Raw genomic sequence first — 18,592 nt, 5'->3', positions numbered from 1 at the left:
GTTAGCGGAAATGGATGACGGAGCGGATCGACTTACCTTCATGCATTAAATCGAAGGCGGTATTGATCTCTTCCAGCCCCATGGTGTGAGTAATAAAATCACTGAGCTGAAATTCGCCATCCATATAGCGCTGCACAATGCCCGGCAATTGGCTGCGGCCTTTCACGCCGCCGAAGGCGGACCCGCGCCACACGCGTCCGGTCACCAGTTGGAACGGGCGGGTGGCGATCTCTTCGCCCGCGCCGGCGACGCCGATAATCACCGATTCGCCCCAGCCTTTGTGGCAGCATTCCAGCGCCGAACGCATCACGTTAACGTTGCCGATACACTCAAAGGAGAAATCGACGCCGCCGTCAGTGAGCTCGACAATCACCTCCTGAATGGGTTTATCGTAGTCTTTGGGATTAATCAGGTCGGTGGCGCCCAGCTTACGCGCCAGATCGAATTTGCTGGTATTGATATCAATGCCGATGATCCGTCCGGCGCCGGCCATCTGCGCGCCGATAATCGCCGACAGCCCGATGCCGCCGAGTCCGAAGATCGCCACGCTGTCGCCGGGTTGCACTTTGGCGGTGTTGATAACGGCGCCCATGCCGGTGGTGACGCCGCAGCCGAGCAGGCAGACTTCTTCCAGCGGCGCTTCCTTGCTGATTTTAGCCAGCGAGATTTCAGGTACCACGGTGAGCTCGGAGAACGTGGAGGTCCCCATATAGTGGAAAATCGGCTGACCGTCTTTGGAAAAGCGGGTGGTGCCGTCGGGCATCAGCCCTTTTCCCTGCGTGGTGCGGATTGCCTGGCACAGATTGGTCTTGCCGGAGCGACAGAATTTACATTCGCCGCATTCGGGGGTGTACAGGGGGATCACGTGATCGCCGACGGCGACGCTGGTCACGCCTTCGCCGACGGCTTCGACGATACCGCCGCCCTCATGTCCGAGGATGGCCGGGAAAACGCCTTCCGGGTCTTTACCCGAAAGCGTGTAGGCATCGGTATGGCAAACGCCGCTGGCAATGATGCGGACCAGCACTTCACCTTTCTGCGGCGGCATCAGATCCACTTCCTCAATGGACAGCGGTTGGTTTGGTCCCCAGGCGACGGCGGCACGGGTTTTAATCATTTGCATGGTGTGAGATCTCTCATGTCGGCAGTATGTTGCAGGAAAGTTTAACCTTAGTTGCCAAATTATTTTAGTGAAGATTATCTTTAAAGTGGAATTCCTTGCTGATGCGTTTTCCTGGGCTGCCGCATCAGCATCGTCAGACCCGCCGCCGAGGTTTTGTCATTGCGACTGATGCAACATCATTCCGCCGGCCCGCATACTGAGGGGGGCTTCGCCGCGGCTCGCGTCAATAATCAATCATTGCCTGATTATTTAAAGGCTTTTATGAAAAATAGCATTGAGTTATGAAAAAGAGTGTGTTGAGTCATTTTTATTATTATGCAGACGATTTCAGTTTGAGGGAATTTGGCTATCGAGAATTAAACGGGCATGAAATAAATGAACGGGTTGGTTTATTATCTCATCAAACACCGCTAATTATTTTCCTAATATTCAAATAAATAACAGCAAACAAATAATAGTCATTGGCTATTGTTTTTGTGATTGTCATCGAATTTGTTGATCAAAAGAAGTAAACCCCTCGCGATTACTGCCGATAACGAAAAGGAAAAACAGGATTATGCCGCCAAAAATGTAACAAAAGGTTTGCTTTTGTGTTAAAAATTAGCATTGAGTAAATAAAAGTGTTCGTTAAATAATGAATAAGGGGTTTTTCTGTGAGATTTTTAAAAAATATCACCATCAGGGCCATGCTTTTAAGCATTCTGGGAATATTCCTACTTTTATGGGGCGGGGTATCGCTCTATATGTCGTCATCACTGAGCGAAATGACCAATTTATTAGAATCGGGGGAAATACAGAAAAAAAATGCCGACACCATCGCCGACGGCAGCGATCAATATTTTCGCGCCGCTATCCGTTTAATTCGGGCAATGGATTATAACCAGAGCGGCGAAACCGCCGAGGTGGACAAGTTGCTCGTCTCGGCGGATGAAGCGATAAAAAACACCTTGGCCAAGCTGGCGGAATTTAAAGCCGCCGATCACGGCGATGTCGATCAGGCCATGGTCGAAGAGATGGCGGGAAACTGGACGCGGCTGATTGAGAACGGGTTGCAACCGCTGTTCGCATCGGTTCGCGACAATCGTCCCGAGGCGTTTCGTCATCTGTTCAGAGATGTTTATCCTAATCTGAGTATCACCTTCGGCGGCAGCATGGACAAATATCAGGCCAATGCTATCGCCTCCTCCGGCAGCTCGTTTGCCCGCGTACACGATCTGGTCGGCTGGAACAAAACTATCCTGCTGGTCGCGGCCATCGTCGGTCTGTTGATTTTGCTACTGACCGACCGCTATCTGGCGAATTATCTGGTCAAGCCGTTGGACATGATTAAAGGCCACTTCAAGGTGCTGGCGGATGGCCAGCTAGGCATACATCTTGATGACTTTGGCCGCAACTGCGTCGGCCAATTGATCCCTTTCTTGCGGGATATGCAAAGTAGCCTGATCAATACGGTTTCAACCATTCGCGATAGCGCCTCGTCGATCTATCAAGGCGCGAGTGAAATCAAAGGCGGCAATAACGATCTCTCTTCCCGTACCGAGCAGCAGGCCGCGGCGTTGGAACAAACGGCCGCCAGTATGGAACAGCTCGGCGCCACGGTGAAGCAAAACGCGGAGAACGTTCATCAGGCCAGCAAACTGGCTCAGGATGCCGCCATCGCCGCCAAAAAGGGGGGCGAAGTCACCACGGGGGTGGTGGGAACGATGGCCAATATCGCCACCAGCTCGAAAAAAATCGCCGATATTACCAGCGTCATCAACGGCATAGCCTTCCAAACCAATATCCTGGCGCTTAACGCCGCGGTGGAAGCGGCCAGAGCCGGCGAGCAAGGGCGAGGTTTTGCGGTGGTTGCGGGGGAAGTGCGTAATCTGGCACAGCGTAGCGCGCAGGCCGCCAAGGAAATCGAGGGGTTGATCGCCGAGTCGGTGGAGCGGGTAAATACCGGTTCGCATCAGGTCACGCAAACCGGTGAAGCGATGGAGTCCATCATTACCGCCATTACCCGGGTCAACGATCTGATGGGCGAGATTGCCTCGGCTTCCGACGAACAAAGCCGCGGTATCAGCCAGATCGGTCAGGCGGTGACGGAAATGGATGGCGTAACCCAGCAGAATGCCGCATTGGTGCAGGAGTCCGCCGCCGCCGCCGCCTCTCTGGAAGATCAAGCCCGTCAGTTAACCGCGGCGGTATCCGTCTTCCAACTGTCCGTCAATGAAACGCGTCGGCAGGGCGGCAATCAGCAGCCGGCAAAAACGCTGCCGACAGCCACGCCCGTGTTGCTTGCCGCAGACAAAAGCAAGAAGAACGCAAGCGGCAGTGATAATTGGGAAACCTTCTGATGAAAAGCCGGAAAAACCGTTATCGAAAGCCGTCCCGGCGGTGGTTGCGGTAGCGAACGCCGTTGCAACCTGAAAGGGGAAACGTATAAACTCTCAGCAAGCACCGGCGTCGCGGCCGGTGCTTTTGTTTTTTCTCATCCCACAGGGTTGGCAAGGGAATAGCCGGTGAATGATAAGCTGAATCTATTTCAACTATCATGAGGCACTATCACTGGATAATCGTTTCTCTCTCAACTACAGTGGTGGCGCGTATTGGCCCGGCCAACGTCAAGATGAGTAACACCTGCTGGAGAATAATAATGTCATCCTTAAGTAAAGAAGCCGTCATGGTTCATGAAGCGTTGATGGCGCGAGGTCTTGAAACGCCGCTGCGTGGAGAGTTGTTAGATCGGGATACGCGGAAAAAGCGGATTGCCGCGCATATGACGGAAGTGATGAATCTGCTCAGTCTTGATTTGGAAGATGACAGTCTGGCAGAGACCCCGCATCGCATTGCGAAAATGTATGTTGATGAAATATTCTCCGGTCTGGATTATGCCAATTTTCCTAAAATCACCATCATTGAGAACAAGATGAAGGTGGATGAAATGGTCACCGTCCGGGATATCACCTTGACCAGCACCTGTGAACATCATTTCGTGACCATCGACGGCAAGGCGACGGTCGCCTATATTCCGAAAGATGGGGTGATTGGCTTATCAAAAATCAACCGTATCGTGCAGTTCTTTTCTCAACGTCCGCAGGTGCAGGAACGCTTGACGCAGCAAATCCTGATTGCCCTGCAAACGCTGTTGGGTACCAATAATGTCGCCGTATCGATTGACGCCGTGCATTATTGCGTCAAAGCGCGCGGCATCCGCGACGCCACCAGTGCGACGACCACCACGTCGCTGGGCGGACTATTCAAATCCAGTCAGAACACCCGTCAGGAATTTCTACGCGCGGTACGTCATCACGGTTAATTCATTCTTCGGCGGGCGCGATGCTAAATAAGCGCCCGTCTATCAACAAAATGCGTATTATTTCTGGCCGTCTGTTAATACAATCATCTATTCCGATGATTTGATACGTAGACGCTATGCCTTCTAAACCCACACCGTCATCACGTATTGCGACGCTGGATTTTGCGCGAGGTGTCGCGGTACTTGGTATTTTACTGATGAATATCACGGCGTTCGGCTTACCGAAGGCCGCCTATCTCAATCCCGCCTATCAGGGATTGCCCGCGCCGAGCGATGTCTGGACCTGGGCCATTATGGATCTGACGGTGCAGGCGAAATTTCTGACGCTATTTTCGCTGCTGTTTGGCGCGGGATTGCAGCTTTTGTTGTCGCGCGGCACGGCGTGGATCCATGCCCGGCTGTTCTGGCTGATGATCATGGGGCTGATCCATACCATTTTCTTCTGGGATGGCGACATTCTGCTGGATTATGGCCTGATTGGGCTGGTGTGTTACGGCATGATTCGCCATGCGCAGGGCAGTCGGATCTTGCTGCGCAGCGGCGCGATCATGTATGTCGTCGGGATTGGCGTGTTGCTGGTGTTAAGCCAGTTGCTCAACCTGCAACCGGGACGTTTCTGGCAGCCGGCGGCGGCGGATATCGCCTATGAGGTCCATTGGCAGACATCGGGCGGGCCGGAGGCGTGGCGTAACCGGGTGGATCTGCTTATCGACAGCTTATTGTCGCTGGGCGTTCAATACGGCTGGTTATTGGCGGGTTCCATGTTGTTTGGCGCGGGATTGATGCGCAGCGGCTGGCTAAAGGGCGCGTTTCGTCTGACGCATTATCGCCGACTGGCCTTATGGATAATTCCTCTGGCGCTGTTTATCAACGGCGCCGGGGTGGCGGCGCAATGGCTGGTTCACTGGGAATATCGCTGGAGCGGCCTGTTATTGCAGATCCCGCGCGAACTGAGCGCGCCGTTACAGGCGATAGGGTATCTGGCTCTGTGTTATGGATTCTGGCCGACATTATGCCGGTGGCGTATCACATACTGGATCGCCGATATCGGCCGCATGGCGCTGACAAACTATTTATTGCAAACCCTGGTATGCACGGTGCTGTTTAATCATCTCGGGCTGTTTATGCGTTTGGATCGCCTGCAACTGGCGGCGATCGTTCCCGTGGTCTGGGGGATAAATCTGCTCTTTTCCCACTACTGGCTGAAATCGTTTCAACAAGGGCCGTTCGAATGGCTGTGGCGCAAGCTGACTGCGGCGGTTACGCGCGCGCCGCGATGATTCTTCTTCGCGCGGGCGACGTTATTGCGCCGTTCTTTCCGCCGCGTCGTCCGGCGCGCTTGCCGGCCGCTCTGAAACGGCGGGCGCGATATTCGGCAGTTGTTCAGGCAGCACCGCGGGGTAGTCCTGCGCATCATCAGGAATATTATGCTGGGCGGGAATAGAGATGGTGGGGCCGAGAAAGCGGGGCTCGCGTTTCAGGATATACAAATCAAACAACGCGCCCAGTCTGGCGCCAAACTCCCGCACACGCACCATCATGATATTTTTCGGCGACGGCACCGCATAACATTGCGCCTGAATGCCAAGATGCAAAGCGATGAATAACGCGCGTTCACAATGAAAACGTTGGGTGATAATGGTGAAATCATTGGTATCGAACACTTTTCGTGTCCTGACGATCGAATCCAGCGTCCGAAATCCCGCATAATCCAGCACGATGTCCGTCGGCGGTACGCCGGCGGCGATTAAGTCGCGACGCATGGTCATGGGTTCGTTATAGCTTTGCTGGGCGTTGTCGCCGCTCAGCAACAGGTAACTGACTTTACCGCTGTTATAGGCATTCAACGCGCCCTGAATACGGAAGAGGTAATACTGATTGATAACCCCGGTGCGGTAATACTTGGCGGTACCCAGCACCACGCCAACCTGGCGTGACGGCAGATCCTGGAGTTCGTCGTAGACAAAAGGAGCGGTTTTCCAACTGATCCAGCGATCGAGAACAAAAGCAGACAGCAACAGCGCGCCAATGATTGTTAACAGGCTGTATACCAAGCGTTTCCACATGCTTATGCCTCGGATAAGGCGATCGGAGTAGTCATGACCCAAGGCTACTTTACCTGAAAGTCAGACGCAAGGCGCAGGCGTCACAGGGGGATGATTATTGATGAATTTTACCGCAACAGGGTGAAAAGCGGACAGGTTGAATAACCATGCCGGTCTTGTCTTGAACAAAAGACCGGCAAAGAGAGAGGGACGATCAGATCCGGCTGCCCCACAAATCGTACTCGTCTGCGTGTTCTATCTTCACGCTCACGATATCGCCGACCTTAACGTCGGTCTCGCCATTCAGGTACACCACGCCGTCGATCTCCGGCGCATCGGCCATACTGCGGCCAATCGCGCCTTCAGCGTCGATTTCATCGATCAGCACCAGCAACTGCCGACCGATTTTTTCCTGTAGGCGTTGCGAGGAAATTTTCTGCTGAAGCTGCATGAAGCGGTGATAACGTTCTTCCTTGACCTCTTCCGGCACCTGGTCGGGCAGTTCGTTCGCCGCCGCGCCTTCCACCGGGCTGTATTTGAAACAACCGACGCGATCCAGTCTGGCCTGTTGCAGGAAATCCAGCAGCATCTGGAAATCCTCTTCCGTTTCACCCGGAAAGCCGACGATAAACGTTGAGCGTAACGTCAGTTCCGGGCAGATTTCCCGCCAGCGTTTGATGCGCTCCAGCGTTCTTTCCACCGCGCCGGGGCGTTTCATCAGCTTGAGGATGCGAGGGCTGGCGTGTTGCAAAGGAATATCCAGATACGGCAGGATTTTCCCTTCGGCCATCAACGGAATGACGTCATCCACGTACGGATAAGGGTAGACGTAATGCAGGCGCACCCACACGCCCAATGTGGCAAGCTGTTCGCACAGGCTGACCATACTGGTTTTCACCGGTTGTCCGTTCCAGAAGCCGGTGCGTTGCTTGACATCGGCGCCGTAGGCGGAGGTATCCTGAGAAATCACCAGCAATTCTTTGACGCCCGCCTCGACCAGTCGTTTCGCCTCATCCAGCACCGAGCCAATCGGACGGCTGTCCAGATCGCCGCGCATGGAGGGAATAATGCAGAAGGTGCAGCGATGGTTGCAGCCTTCCGATATTTTTAAATAAGCGTAATGACGCGGCGTCAGCTTCACGCCCTGCGCCGGAACCAGGCTGGTGAACGGATGGTGCTCCGGTTTGGGCGCATATTGATGCACATGCGCCAGTACCTGCTCATAGCTGTGCGGCCCGGTGATTTCCAACACCTTGGGATGGACTTCCCGGATTTGGTTCTCTTTGGCGCCCAGACAGCCGGTGACGATAACCTTGCCGTTTTCATTCAGTGCTTCGCCGATGGCTTCCAGCGACTCTTGCACGGCGCTGTCGATAAAACCACAGGTATTGACGATCACCAGTTCGGCATCGTCGTAGCGCGGCACCACCTGGTAACCTTCAGTACGCAATTCGGTCAGGATCCTCTCGGAGTCCACCAGATTTTTCGGGCAGCCCAGGCTTACGAAGCCAATGCGGGGTTGTTGCATGTTATTTGCTCACAATGTATTCAAAAAGGAAAACCGCCGAATTCTACACCATAGTCGGTGTGGCTTATAGTCATACGACTAAAGTCAGCGGGCGATTATATGCTGGTCGGCTTGTTCGCATGGACGGGCATTTTCTATATCGGCGCCGGCATGACGCTCGCGGATAGCCGTGCGATTCAACGGCGGCATCCACTTTATGAAATAACGGGACATCAATAGCATCAGAACGATCGAGTCACGATAATCTGTACCGGTAAGGCTCGCACAGGATATCGTTCCTCCCTTTCTTCAGAAAATGTAAAGCTGTCGTCGATTTTTTGCACAAACATTCCCCGCCGCCTAAATTTACAGAACTTTTGTTGAATGGAGACAACGCCATGCCTTACCGCCCGCTATCGTTATCCCTACCGCCGCTGAGCCGCTGGTTATTTCTGGCCGCTGCATTGCTGTTTTCCGCCTCGTTGTTCGCCGCGCCGCTCAAGGTGACGGAGTTGCAGGATAAACTCGATCATCCCTGGTCATTGGCTTTTTTGCCGAACGAACAGGGGATTCTGATTACCGAACGGGCGGGTAATTTACGCCGCTGGCAGGCGGCAGGCGGGCTCTCCGAGCCTATCGCCGGCGTGCCGAAGGTGTATGCCAAATCGCAGGGCGGGCTGCTGGACGTGACGTTGTCGCCTGATTTTGCCCAGAACCGGCGCATCTATCTGAGTTTTGCCGAAGAGGGCGAAGATGGAAAAGCGGGAACGGCGGTGGGCTATGGTCGTTTGTCGGATGACTATACGCAGTTGGAGAATTTTACGGTTTTCTTCCGCCAGCAGCCCAAGTTGTCCACCGGAAACCATTTCGGCGGCAGGCTGGCGTTCGACCGTCAGGGATATCTGTTTATTGCCTTAGGTGAGAATAATCAACGGCCGACGGCGCAGGAACTGGACAAACTCCAGGGGAAAATTGTCCGTCTGAGCGCGGACGGGGAAATTCCGCCGGATAATCCGTTGGTTAACCGACCCGGCGTCCGACCGGAAATCTGGTCATACGGTCATCGCAACCCGCAGGGGATGGCGCTGAATCCCTGGTCGGGCGCGCTGTGGGAAAATGAGCACGGGCCGCGCGGCGGCGACGAAATCAATATTCCCCAAGCCGGCGAGAACTACGGCTGGCCGCTAGCCACCTACGGCATCAACTATTCCGGGCTGAAGATCCCCGAGGCCAAAGGCGAACAGGTGGCGGGCATGGCGAATCCCATTTTTTACTGGCAGAAATCCCCGGCCGTCAGCGGTATGGCGTTTTATAACAGCGACCGATTCCCACAGTGGAAAAACTCGCTGTTTATCGGCGCGCTGGCGGAGCGGAATTTGATCCGCCTGACGCTGGATGGCGATAAGGTGGCGGCGGAGGAGCGATTGCTGAATGAGCGCGATGAACGTATTCGCGACGTGCGGGTAGGGCCGGACGGCTATCTTTACGTGCTGACCGATCATGATAACGGCAAGCTGCTAAAAGTAGGGCCAGGCACCTGACGGTGCCTGCTATTTCAGGATAACGGGATCATGACGTGTGTTTGATAGGCCGGACGCGCCGTGAGCTGTTGATACCAGCGCGCCAGATTGGGATGCGCCTGGCGCTCGATGGGCATGTTAAGCCAGCCATAGGCGATGCAGCCCAGCGGAATGTCGCCGATGCCGAATTTATCGCCCGATAACCAGGTTTGGTTCGCCAGCGCCGCATCAGCAATGCTCAATAGCCGCTCACATTCCGTCATCCCTTTTTCCACCAGCGCCATATCGCGTTTGTCCGCCGCGACGCGCACCATATTGATAAAGACAGGACCAAACGCGCTCGCCAGCGTAATCGACCAGTCCATCCACTTTTCGGCGTTCGCCCTTGCGCCGGCATCCGTAATATACAGCGAGTTTTCTCCGTATTGCGCGGCCAGATAACGCACTATCGTGTTGGACTCCCACAGCACCAGCTCGCCGTCCTGTAAACAGGGAACCAGTCCGTTAGGGTTCATCGCCAGATAATGCGCATCCTGATTGCGGCCGAACTGCCCGCCGGCCGGGATATGTTGGTAAGGCAGCGCCAATTCCGCCGCGCACCAAAGCACTTTCTTGACGTTAGTCGAGTTTTCACGTCCCCAAATCGTTACCATTCGGTATCTCCGGAAAGAAAAAGTTTATGCTGTGAAGGATAAAGTAAACTACCCAGCGAGTCGTAGATGAGAAATAATGATATGCCTTTTTAATCTTTATGATTTAACTTGTTATTCTCAATAATGACGAAAAGTCGTGTTCTGACAGGAAATATTTCAATGAAATTGACACACTCTCTTCGTGCAACGTTGGGTGTTGCACTATTGGCGGCCGGTATTCAAGCGGCCTGCGCCAACAGCGATCCGCACACTATTGTCTTCGGCGTGGCGCCGGGGCCTTATGGCGATATGGTTAATCAGGCGATTAAACCTGAACTGGCGAAAAAAGGTTACAAAGTGGTAGTGCGCGAATTCAGCGACTACGTTCAGCCCAATCTCGCTCTCGCCAACGGCAGTATTGACGCCAACCTGTTCCAGCACACGCTGTATCTGGAAAAATTCGCGGCGGATAAAAACCTGAAAATCAGTCGGTTGATCGTGGTGCCGACGGCCAGCATGGGGCTTTACTCCAATAAAATCAAATCATTGGATGAACTGAAAAAGGGCGACGTCATCACCTTGTCCAACGATGCCACCAACCTTGCCCGCGGCCTGCGTTTTTTACAATCGCTGGGTCTGATCACCATTAAGCCCGATATCGATGCCACCAAAGCATCGGAAAAGGATATTGTCGAAAATCCGCGCGGTTTGGTTTTCAAACCGCTGGAGGCCGCGCAGTTACCCAGAACGCTGGACAGCGTGACCGGTTCGCTGGTTAATGGCAATTTCGCCTTTGCGGCGGGACTCAAGCTGTCTTCCGCCATCAAGCTGGAAACGCTGGATGAAAATCTGAAGAATGTGATTGCGGTGCGCACGGAAGATCTGGATAAGCCGTTTGTCAAAGATACCAAGGCCGTTGTTGAATCGCCCGCCTATGCTGCGGTGATTAACCAGCCGGGGTCGATGTTCAGTCAGTTCCAGAAACCGGAATGGATGCTGGCGACCACGCCCGCGCCCGCACAATAAGCGCGAGCCGGTATCGCCTGATAGCCGTGCGTTTCGTTCGAGAAGCGATATGCTCGGGGAAAATCCCAACGGAGCGGGTAATATCAGGCCAGGCGAGCGAGAGCAGGCGGCGCCGGCAATTAACCTGTGGTATTTGTCTGGCCGGTCAGTGACCGGCTTTCTTCTTTTCCGCTAATGCCAGGAGTTTGCGGATAATGATTCAGTTAGAAGGGGTATGTGTTGACTTCTCTCACGGGAAGCAGCAGGGAAATCGCGCCGTTGATAATGTGACGCTGCATATCAAACCGGGAGAAGTTTTCGGGATTGTCGGCACCAGCGGGGCGGGGAAGAGCACGCTGTTGCGGACGATCAATGTATTGCAACGGCCCACGGACGGGTTTGTGCTCGTTAATGGCGTAAAAATCAGCGACCTGCATGGCAAGAGTTTGCGTGAACAGCGCCAGAAAATCGGCATGATTTTCCAGCATTTTAATTTGATGCAAACGCGCACCGTGGCGGAAAACGTGGCGTTCAGCCTGAAGTCGGCCGGCAAGTCCAGCGAGGAAATCGCGCAGCGGGTGCCGGAGATTCTGAATCTGGTGGGACTGGGCGATAAGGCCGGCGCGTTTCCTTCTCAGCTTAGCGGCGGGCAGAAACAGCGCGTAGGCATTGCCAGAGCCATCGCCAATCGTCCGGAAGTGCTGTTGTGCGATGAACCGACGTCCGCGCTTGATTTGGAAACCTCCGCGTCGATTCTGGTGTTGCTCAAAGAGATTAACCAGAAGCTGGGTATCACCATCGTGCTGATTTCGCATGAGATGAGCGTGATCAAGTCGATCTGTGACCGCGTCGCGGTGATGACCGGCGGCAAAGTGGTGGAAGAAGGCGATGTGTTTGATATTTTCGCCGCGCCGCAGCATGCCTTTACTCGTCAACTGGTGGCGCATACGCTGAATCTTGAGCTTCCTCCTCGTCTGCTGGAGGATTTACAGGGTACATTGCTGAAAATCCTGTTTGTCGGCGATTCGGCGGAACAGCCGGTGCTGTCTGATGTGGCGACCCGTTATGGCGTCTCCGTCAATATCCTGCATGGCAAAATCGAGTATATCGGCAATCGCGCATTAGGCATTCTGGTCGCGCTGTTAACCCATCCGGCCAGTCCGGAAAAAGTGGCGGAAGCGATAGCGCATATTCAGGCCACGACGGCGCAGGTGGAGGTGTTACATGGCTGATTTATGGATCGATCTGGTCGCGGCGTTTGGCGAAACGTTCCAGATGGTGGGGATTTCGACCCTGTTCGCGGTGATCGGCGGGCTGCCGCTGGGGTTCCTGATCTACGTGACCGATCGGCACCTGTTTTGGGAGAACCGGGCGCTTTACCTGCTCAGCACCGTGGTGGTGAACATCATCCGTTCCATTCCGTTTGTCATTCTGCTGGTGCTGTTATTGCCGCTGACGCAGATCCTGCTGGGCAGCACCATCGGGCCGGTGGCGGCCGCGGTACCGATGTCGGTCGCGGCGATCGCTTTTTACGCCCGTTTGGTCGATAGCGCGCTGCGCGAGGTCGAGCCGGGGATTATCGAAGCGGCGGAAGCCTTTGGCGCCAGCCCGATGCGTATCATCTGTACCGTATTGCTGCCGGAGGCCAAAGCCGGTTTATTACGCGGACTGACGATTACGCTGGTCAGCCTTATCGGCTACTCGGCCATGGCCGGGATTGTCGGCGGCGGCGGCGTCGGCGATCTGGCGATCCGCTTTGGTTATTATCGCTATGAAACCGAAGTGATGATTATCACCGTGATCGCGTTGGTCATCCTGGTGCAGATTGTGCAAACGCTGGGCGACTGGCTGTCGAAACAGGCGGACAAACGCGAACGCCGCTGATTGTCTGTCTTGTATTAATCTGATGCGGCACCCTATCCGGTGCCGCATGGCGTTATCCCGACCAGCGCTGTCGGCGCCATTGCCGATTGTCTGATTTTTTTCCCGCCGGCGCGTCTTTTTTAGACCTTTTCATTTCTTTGATTATCTTTACAAAGTGAATTGTTTCCTTGAGGGAGATGACGGGCTACCTTGGCTGTGTCTAAAGTTTTCAAAACATATTGAAAGTTAAATCTTTTAAATGAATTGTGGATATCCGGCGATCTCATGAAGAAAACGTTTCTCTTTGCCCATCTCAAATCTTACACACTAAGCGCGGTATTGCTGACGGGATTGATGCCGTTGGCGCATGCCGAACAGATCCCAACCGTCCCGCAGATTGAAGCGAGGGCATTTATCCTATTGGATTATCACAGCGGAAAAGTGCTGGCCGAATCTAACGCGGATGAACGTCTTGACCCGGCGAGCCTGACAAAAATGATGGCGAGTTATGCCATCGGACAGGCGATAAAAGCCGGGAAAATACGCACGACGGATGAGGTCACCGTCGGGAAAGACGCCTGGGCGACCGGCAATCCGGTGCTGCGCGGATCGTCGCTGATGTTTCTGAAGCCCGGCGATCGCGTTCCGGTTTCGGAATTGAATAAAGGCATCGTCATTCAATCGGGCAATGATGCCAGTATTGCGCTGGCGGATTATGTGGCCGGCAGTCAGGATGCGTTCGTCAGCCTGATGAACAACTATGTTAAAACGCTGGGATTGACCAATACCCATTTTCTTACCGTTCATGGACTGGATGCGGCGGGACAGTACAGCACCGCGCGCGATATGGCGTTACTGGGTCAGGCGCTGATTCGCGACGTGCCGGACGAGTATGCGCTGCATAAAGAAAAAGAGTTTACCTTCAACAACATTCGCCAGCCTAATCGAAACCGCCTGCTGTGGAGCTCCAATCTCAATGTGGACGGCATCAAAACCGGTCATACCAGCGGCGCCGGACATAATCTGGTGGCATCAGCCACCGAAGGCCCAATGCGCTTAATCTCCGTGGTGCTGGGCGCGCCGACGGATGCGACCCGTTTCCGCGAGAGTGAGAAACTGCTTACCTGGGGATTTCGCTTTTATGAAACCATCACGCCGATCAAGACGGGCGCGCCTTTTACCACGCAGCGCGTCTGGTACGGCACGCAGAAAGAGGCCCGGCTTGGTGTGGCGCAGGATGCCGCATTGACGATCCCAAAAGGGCAGATGAAAAATTTGAAAGCCAGCTTTACGCTGCTTCAGCCGCAGTTGTCGGCGCCTTTGGCGAAGAATCAGGTCGTCGGCGCCATTGATTTTCAGCTTGACGGCAAGAGCATCGGGCAGCATCAACTGGTGGCGCTGGACGAGATCCCGGAAGCGGGATTCTTCAGCCGATTGTGGGATTCGGTAATGCTGAAGTTTCAGCAGTGGTTTGGCGGTCTGTTCGGTTAATGGTCGATGTTCATCAACCGAATGCCATGATCGTTGCAGTAGCGAAGATAGCCGGCCGCCGGTTGGCGATCGGTTATCAGCGTATCGAACAGCGTCAGCGGGCCGATACAGGCGGGTTTAACCAGATCGAACTTGCTGCTATCGGCAACCAGAATGGCGCGCTGCGACATCGCCAGCGCCCGGTGTTTCATACTCAGTTCCGCGAAATTAAAGCAGGTGGCGCCGGCGGCGAGATCGATTCCCGCCGCTGAAATAAACGCTTTATTCGGGCAGACGTTATCAAGCTCGTTGCGCTGGCCGAGCGGCGTGAAAATGGCGTTGTCCGGGTGAAACTGACCGCCGCAGAGGATCGCTTGGCAGGCGTGCTTTCCCTGTAACGCCAGAAAGGTGTTCAGGGAATAACAAATACCGGTAAACGGCAGGTCTTCGGCAATGGCGTCGATAATAAAAGGCGTGGTGGTGCCGCAATCGAAAAATACCGTATCGTTCGCAGCAATCAGACGCGCGGCGACGGCGCCGGCGCTGCGTTTTTCCGCCACATGTTTGTTTTGTTGATCGGAAACAAAATAATTGGTGGCGTTGTTATTCTTCAAATCGCTGACCACATAGCCGCCGAGCAATACCACGGCCGCTGGCTCGGCGCTCAGATCGCGGCGAACGGTCATCTCGGACACGCCCAGTAACTGGGCGGCGTCCTTAAGGTGCAGTTTGTCGGTTGATTTCAAGGCCTGGGCAAGTTTATTAATCCGTTCTTCGCGCCGCGTTTCCATGTGATGTCCTGATAATGGGTCTGCCTAATCGAATAATTCCATACGCACCATGATGATTGATATATTCAGCCTGCGCAGGGAGAGGCGTCCCTGAAGATACCTCATCCGCTTGTTCGCATTGTCATCACGTCGGGGGAAAGCAATTTCATCTATGCGGAATGATAATCAGTAGTTTCCTGCCGCGGACGATTTGCCGGAAACGATAGCGACGCCGGAACTGGTGCCGATTCGGGTCGCGCCGGCGAGGATCATGTTTTCCGCCGTCTGACGGTCGCGAACCGCGCCGGAGGCTTTAACGCCAACCGTTGGGCCTACTGTTTCACGCATCAGTTTCACATGCTCGACGCGCGCGCCGCCGGTGCTGAACCCGGTGGATGTTTTGACGAATGCGACATTCAGCTCACGACACATCTCACAAACCAGCACGATTTGTTCATCGCTAAGCAGGCAGGTTTCCAATATTACCTTCAACGGTATAGCGGCGCAAACCTCGCGCACGGCCTGAATGTCGGCCTTAACGGCGCTGACGTCTCCGCTTTTCAACCAGCCGATATTGATCACCATATCTATTTCTCTGGCGCCGGCGTCAATGGCGGCTTTCGCTTCAAAGGCTTTGGCGGATGTCAGGCCGGCGCCCAGCGGAAAGCCAATCACCGAACAAACCCGCACCGGTGTGCCTTTTAACTGACCGACGGCTAAGGGGACATAACCCGAGTTAACGCAAACCGCATAAAAGCGATGCGTTTTCGCTTCCTCACACAGCTTGATGATTTGTTGTTCGGTGGCATCGGCGGCCAGCAGCGTGTGGTCAATATAGGGGGCGTAATCGCGCGTTTCAGTCGTCATGGTTGGCTCCTTTGACTGTTTAATAAATTATGGATGTTATAATTATAACATTTTAACTGCAATATCAATTTTATCTGTTCTTTTTTCCACGTAAATACCTGCCGCTTGCGATCATTGTCACATTAATAACAAACCATGGTTGTTATTGTTATTAACGTAACATTTAATAATTAAAAAAACCATCCGGGGAAGCTGATTATGGATATCGCAGTCATTGGTTCAAATATGGTGGATCTCATCACTTACATTGATGAGATGCCTAAAACAGGCGAAACGCTGGCGGCGCCGGACTTTGAGATAGGCTGCGGCGGGAAGGGGGCGAATCAAGCGGTTGCTGCCGCCAAGCTGGGGGCGTCCGTCATGATGGTCAGCCGGGTCGGCGACGACCTGTTCGCCGGCAACACCATAGAGAACTTACGGCATTTGGGCGTGGACGTTCGCTATGTTACGCCGGTCGCCGGCATCTCTAGCGGGGTGGCGCCGATCTTTGTCGATAAGTCGTCACATAACCGGATTTTGATTATTAAAGGCGCGAATAACCATCTATCGGCCCGGGACATCGACGCGGCCGCTGAATCACTCAGACAGTGCAAACTGTTTATTCTCCAGTTGGAGATCCCGCTGGAAACCGTCTATTACGCCATTGATTTTGCTCGCCGGCATCACATTCAGGTCATTTTGAATCCAGCGCCGGCTGCGCGCGAGCTGGATATCGACTATGCCTGCCAGTGCGATTTCTTTATGCCGAACGAAACCGAACTGGAAATTCTGACCGGTATGCCGGTTGATACCGAAGAGAACATTTTCAGCGCGGGACGCTTGCTGCTGGCCAGGGGATTGAAAAACCTGATTATCACCATGGGTCACCGCGGCTCGGTGTGGATGACGGGGGAACAGATACATCATGTTAAGCCGGTCAGCGTTCACGCCATTGATACCAGCGGCGCCGGGGATGCTTTTATCGGCTGTTTTGCGCATTACTTTGTGAAGGACGGAAACATAAAACGCGCGATGGAATACGCCTCTGCTTTTGCGGCCTATAGCGTTACGGGAAAAGGCACCCAGCGTGCTTATCCGGATGCGGCGCAATTTCGTGATTTTCTTGCCAATCATTCTCTCGCCAACTAACCGGGGAAAACATCATGCGTCAGGATATTATCCAAATGCCAGATGGCTATCTGAATAAGACGCCATTGTTTCAGTTTATTTTGTTGTCGTGCCTGTTCCCGTTATGGGGATGCGCGGCCAGCTTGAACGATATTTTGATTACGCAATTTAAAAGCGTGTTTGAACTGAGCGACTTCGCCAGTGCGCTGGTGCAAAGCGCATTTTACGGCGGCTATTTTTTGATTGCGATCCCGGCATCGGTAGTGATCCGGAAAAGCAGTTACAAGATCGCGATTTTGATCGGCCTGACGCTCTATATCGCCGGCTGTAGTCTGTTTTATCCGGCATCTCACATGGCGACCTATACCATGTTCCTGGCGGCGATTTTCGCCATAGCCATTGGGTTGAGTTTTCTGGAAACGGCCGCCAACACCTACAGCTCAATGATTGGTCATCGTGATTACGCCACGCTGCGCCTGAATATCAGCCAGACATTTTACCCAGTCGGCGCATTGATGGGGATTGTCCTGGGTAAATATCTGGTATTCCAGGAAGGCGATAGCCTGGAAAGTCAGATGGCGAACATGACGCCGGATCAGATCCACACGTTCCGCCTGCAAATGCTGGAATACACGCTGGAACCCTATAAGTATTTGATTTTCGTGTTACTGATAGTTTTCTTTCTATTCCTGCTGACCCGCTATCCAACCTGTAAGGTGCAAAATGAGGGACAGAACAAGCAGACGCTGCCGTCGCTCGGTGAGACGCTGCGTTATCTGGCGGGCAACAACCATTTCAAACGCGGCATTGTGGCGCAGTTTCTCTATGTCGGTATGCAGGTCGCTGTGTGGTCTTTCACCATTCGTCTGGCGTTAACTTTAGGAGCGGCCAACGAGCGTGATGCTTCTAACTTTATGATTTACAGCTTTATCTGCTTCTTTATCGGTAAGTTTGTCGCCAATTTCCTGATGACGCGCTTCAGCGCCGAAAAAGTCCTGATCGCTTACTCGGCGGCCGGCGTGGCGACGCTGGCTTATGTCGTCATGGTGCCGAATTTTACCGCCGTTTATGCCGCGGTCTTCGTCAGCGTTCTGTTCGGCCCCTGTTGGGCGACGATATATGCCGGTACGCTGGATACCGTCGACAAAAAATACACCGAGGTCGCCGGCGCCATTATCGTGATGTCTATCGTCGGCGCGGCGGTGGTGCCGGCAGTGCAGGGATATGTCTCCGATCATTTGGGTTCTCTGCAAAAATCTTTTGGCGTGTCTCTGTTGTGCTTTGCCTATGTCGGTTTCTATTTCTGGGGCGAAATGCGCAACAAGCGGCATTTGGCCGTCGATCGGCCCGCGACCAGTAATGACGCTTGATGAGAGGGATAT

The 18,592-nt window shown here is 53.9% G+C and carries 16 protein-coding genes; 10 read left to right on the top strand and 6 right to left on the bottom strand.

Annotated features, from left to right (window positions below; translation table 11 throughout):
- Position 1 precedes the first annotated feature (1 nt).
- Positions 2 to 1,123: an S-(hydroxymethyl)glutathione dehydrogenase/class III alcohol dehydrogenase gene (locus ABRZ26_RS03415; protein WP_319602816.1), complete on the bottom strand. Its 1,122-nt coding sequence runs from the start codon at positions 1,121 to 1,123 to the stop codon at positions 2 to 4.
- A 653-nt stretch (positions 1,124 to 1,776) separates the two neighbouring features.
- Between ABRZ26_RS03415 and ABRZ26_RS03410 the strand changes: the two genes are divergently transcribed.
- From ABRZ26_RS03410 to yeiB, 3 genes are all read left to right on the top strand, one after another.
- A complete protein-coding gene (locus ABRZ26_RS03410; RefSeq protein WP_319602815.1) occupies positions 1,777 to 3,462 on the top strand; it encodes a methyl-accepting chemotaxis protein in 1,686 nt (561 codons plus the stop codon).
- Positions 3,463 to 3,761: 299 nt separating this feature from the next.
- Positions 3,762 to 4,424, top strand: coding sequence for a GTP cyclohydrolase I FolE (gene folE / locus ABRZ26_RS03405; RefSeq protein WP_319602814.1), 663 nt, complete (start codon positions 3,762 to 3,764; stop codon positions 4,422 to 4,424).
- Between the two features lie 116 nt (positions 4,425 to 4,540).
- On the top strand, positions 4,541 to 5,704 hold the full coding sequence (gene yeiB, locus ABRZ26_RS03400; protein WP_319602813.1) for a DUF418 domain-containing protein YeiB: 1,164 nt from the start codon (positions 4,541 to 4,543) through the stop codon (positions 5,702 to 5,704).
- Between the two features lie 21 nt (positions 5,705 to 5,725).
- Here the strand turns inward: yeiB and sanA are convergent, their stop codons facing one another.
- Together sanA and rimO are read right to left on the bottom strand one after the other, a co-directional pair.
- Positions 5,726 to 6,490 (bottom strand): outer membrane permeability protein SanA, encoded by a 765-nt coding sequence (sanA, locus tag ABRZ26_RS03395; protein ID WP_319602812.1) that lies wholly within the window; start codon positions 6,488 to 6,490, stop codon positions 5,726 to 5,728.
- Between the two features lie 193 nt (positions 6,491 to 6,683).
- The gene (gene rimO, locus ABRZ26_RS03390) at positions 6,684 to 7,997 is read right to left on the bottom strand and encodes a 30S ribosomal protein S12 methylthiotransferase RimO (RefSeq protein WP_319602811.1); all 1,314 of its coding nucleotides are present in this window, start codon (positions 7,995 to 7,997) and stop codon (positions 6,684 to 6,686) included.
- 377 nt (positions 7,998 to 8,374) lie between these two features.
- Here rimO and ABRZ26_RS03385 point away from each other — a divergent pair, with 377 nt between their 5' ends.
- Positions 8,375 to 9,517: a PQQ-dependent sugar dehydrogenase gene (locus tag ABRZ26_RS03385; RefSeq protein WP_319602810.1), complete on the top strand. Its 1,143-nt coding sequence runs from the start codon at positions 8,375 to 8,377 to the stop codon at positions 9,515 to 9,517.
- A gap of 14 nt (positions 9,518 to 9,531) precedes the next feature.
- Here the strand turns inward: ABRZ26_RS03385 and ABRZ26_RS03380 are convergent, their stop codons facing one another.
- Entirely contained in the window at positions 9,532 to 10,149 is a 618-nt protein-coding gene (locus tag ABRZ26_RS03380; RefSeq protein ID WP_319602809.1) for a glutathione S-transferase family protein, read from the bottom strand.
- A gap of 159 nt (positions 10,150 to 10,308) precedes the next feature.
- Here ABRZ26_RS03380 and ABRZ26_RS03375 point away from each other — a divergent pair, with 159 nt between their 5' ends.
- The 4 genes from ABRZ26_RS03375 to ABRZ26_RS03360 all read left to right on the top strand — a co-directional run bounded on the left by ABRZ26_RS03375 (position 10,309) and on the right by ABRZ26_RS03360 (position 14,487).
- Entirely contained in the window at positions 10,309 to 11,154 is an 846-nt protein-coding gene (locus ABRZ26_RS03375; protein ID WP_319602808.1) for a MetQ/NlpA family ABC transporter substrate-binding protein, read from the top strand.
- Between the two features lie 194 nt (positions 11,155 to 11,348).
- Positions 11,349 to 12,365, top strand: coding sequence for a methionine ABC transporter ATP-binding protein (locus tag ABRZ26_RS03370; protein ID WP_319602807.1), 1,017 nt, complete (start codon positions 11,349 to 11,351; stop codon positions 12,363 to 12,365).
- Positions 12,358 to 13,017: a methionine ABC transporter permease gene (locus tag ABRZ26_RS03365; protein ID WP_319602806.1), complete on the top strand. Its 660-nt coding sequence runs from the start codon at positions 12,358 to 12,360 to the stop codon at positions 13,015 to 13,017. Before ABRZ26_RS03370 ends, ABRZ26_RS03365 begins: the two co-directional genes overlap by 8 nt.
- A gap of 264 nt (positions 13,018 to 13,281) precedes the next feature.
- The gene (locus ABRZ26_RS03360) at positions 13,282 to 14,487 is read left to right on the top strand and encodes a serine hydrolase (RefSeq protein WP_413556066.1); all 1,206 of its coding nucleotides are present in this window, start codon (positions 13,282 to 13,284) and stop codon (positions 14,485 to 14,487) included.
- Here the strand turns inward: ABRZ26_RS03360 and deoR are convergent.
- Together deoR and deoC are read right to left on the bottom strand one after the other, a co-directional pair.
- A complete protein-coding gene (gene deoR, locus ABRZ26_RS03355) occupies positions 14,484 to 15,257 on the bottom strand; it encodes a DNA-binding transcriptional repressor DeoR (RefSeq protein WP_319602805.1) in 774 nt (257 codons plus the stop codon). The genes ABRZ26_RS03360 and deoR overlap by 4 nt on opposite strands.
- A gap of 165 nt (positions 15,258 to 15,422) precedes the next feature.
- Entirely contained in the window at positions 15,423 to 16,103 is a 681-nt protein-coding gene (gene deoC / locus ABRZ26_RS03350; RefSeq protein ID WP_319602804.1) for a deoxyribose-phosphate aldolase, read from the bottom strand.
- Positions 16,104 to 16,301: 198 nt separating this feature from the next.
- Here deoC and rbsK point away from each other — a divergent pair, with 198 nt between their 5' ends.
- Complete coding sequence (rbsK, locus tag ABRZ26_RS03345; RefSeq protein ID WP_319602803.1) at positions 16,302 to 17,231, top strand: ribokinase; 930 nt, start codon at positions 16,302 to 16,304, stop codon at positions 17,229 to 17,231.
- A 14-nt stretch (positions 17,232 to 17,245) separates the two neighbouring features.
- Complete coding sequence (gene fucP, locus ABRZ26_RS03340; RefSeq protein ID WP_319602802.1) at positions 17,246 to 18,580, top strand: L-fucose:H+ symporter permease; 1,335 nt, start codon at positions 17,246 to 17,248, stop codon at positions 18,578 to 18,580.
- Positions 18,581 to 18,592: the final 12 nt, after the last annotated feature.

Source organism: Brenneria sp. L4-2C, from assembly GCF_040240335.1.
Taxonomy (GTDB): domain Bacteria; phylum Pseudomonadota; class Gammaproteobacteria; order Enterobacterales; family Enterobacteriaceae; genus Brenneria.
The sequence above is the reverse complement of the archived record's forward strand: the minus strand, read 5'-3'. Positions and strand labels throughout refer to the sequence as shown.

Excerpts from the sequence above, each read along its gene's own strand:
- ABRZ26_RS03415 (WP_319602816.1), bottom strand. The coding sequence starts at position 1,123 with ATGCAAATGATTAAAACCCGTGCCGCCGTCGCCTGGGGACCAAACCAA.
- folE (WP_319602814.1), top strand. The coding sequence starts at position 3,762 with ATGTCATCCTTAAGTAAAGAAGCCGTCATGGTTCATGAAGCGTTGATG.
- yeiB (WP_319602813.1), top strand. The coding sequence starts at position 4,541 with ATGCCTTCTAAACCCACACCGTCATCACGTATTGCGACGCTGGATTTT.
- sanA (WP_319602812.1), bottom strand. The coding sequence starts at position 6,490 with ATGTGGAAACGCTTGGTATACAGCCTGTTAACAATCATTGGCGCGCTG.
- rimO (WP_319602811.1), bottom strand. The coding sequence starts at position 7,997 with ATGCAACAACCCCGCATTGGCTTCGTAAGCCTGGGCTGCCCGAAAAAT.
- ABRZ26_RS03385 (WP_319602810.1), top strand. The coding sequence starts at position 8,375 with ATGCCTTACCGCCCGCTATCGTTATCCCTACCGCCGCTGAGCCGCTGG.
- ABRZ26_RS03380 (WP_319602809.1), bottom strand. The coding sequence starts at position 10,149 with ATGGTAACGATTTGGGGACGTGAAAACTCGACTAACGTCAAGAAAGTG.
- ABRZ26_RS03375 (WP_319602808.1), top strand. The coding sequence starts at position 10,309 with ATGAAATTGACACACTCTCTTCGTGCAACGTTGGGTGTTGCACTATTG.
- ABRZ26_RS03370 (WP_319602807.1), top strand. The coding sequence starts at position 11,349 with ATGATTCAGTTAGAAGGGGTATGTGTTGACTTCTCTCACGGGAAGCAG.
- ABRZ26_RS03365 (WP_319602806.1), top strand. The coding sequence starts at position 12,358 with ATGGCTGATTTATGGATCGATCTGGTCGCGGCGTTTGGCGAAACGTTC.
- ABRZ26_RS03360 (WP_413556066.1), top strand. The coding sequence starts at position 13,282 with ATGAAGAAAACGTTTCTCTTTGCCCATCTCAAATCTTACACACTAAGC.
- deoR (WP_319602805.1), bottom strand. The coding sequence starts at position 15,257 with ATGGAAACGCGGCGCGAAGAACGGATTAATAAACTTGCCCAGGCCTTG.
- deoC (WP_319602804.1), bottom strand. The coding sequence starts at position 16,103 with ATGACGACTGAAACGCGCGATTACGCCCCCTATATTGACCACACGCTG.
- rbsK (WP_319602803.1), top strand. The coding sequence starts at position 16,302 with ATGGATATCGCAGTCATTGGTTCAAATATGGTGGATCTCATCACTTAC.
- fucP (WP_319602802.1), top strand. The coding sequence starts at position 17,246 with ATGCGTCAGGATATTATCCAAATGCCAGATGGCTATCTGAATAAGACG.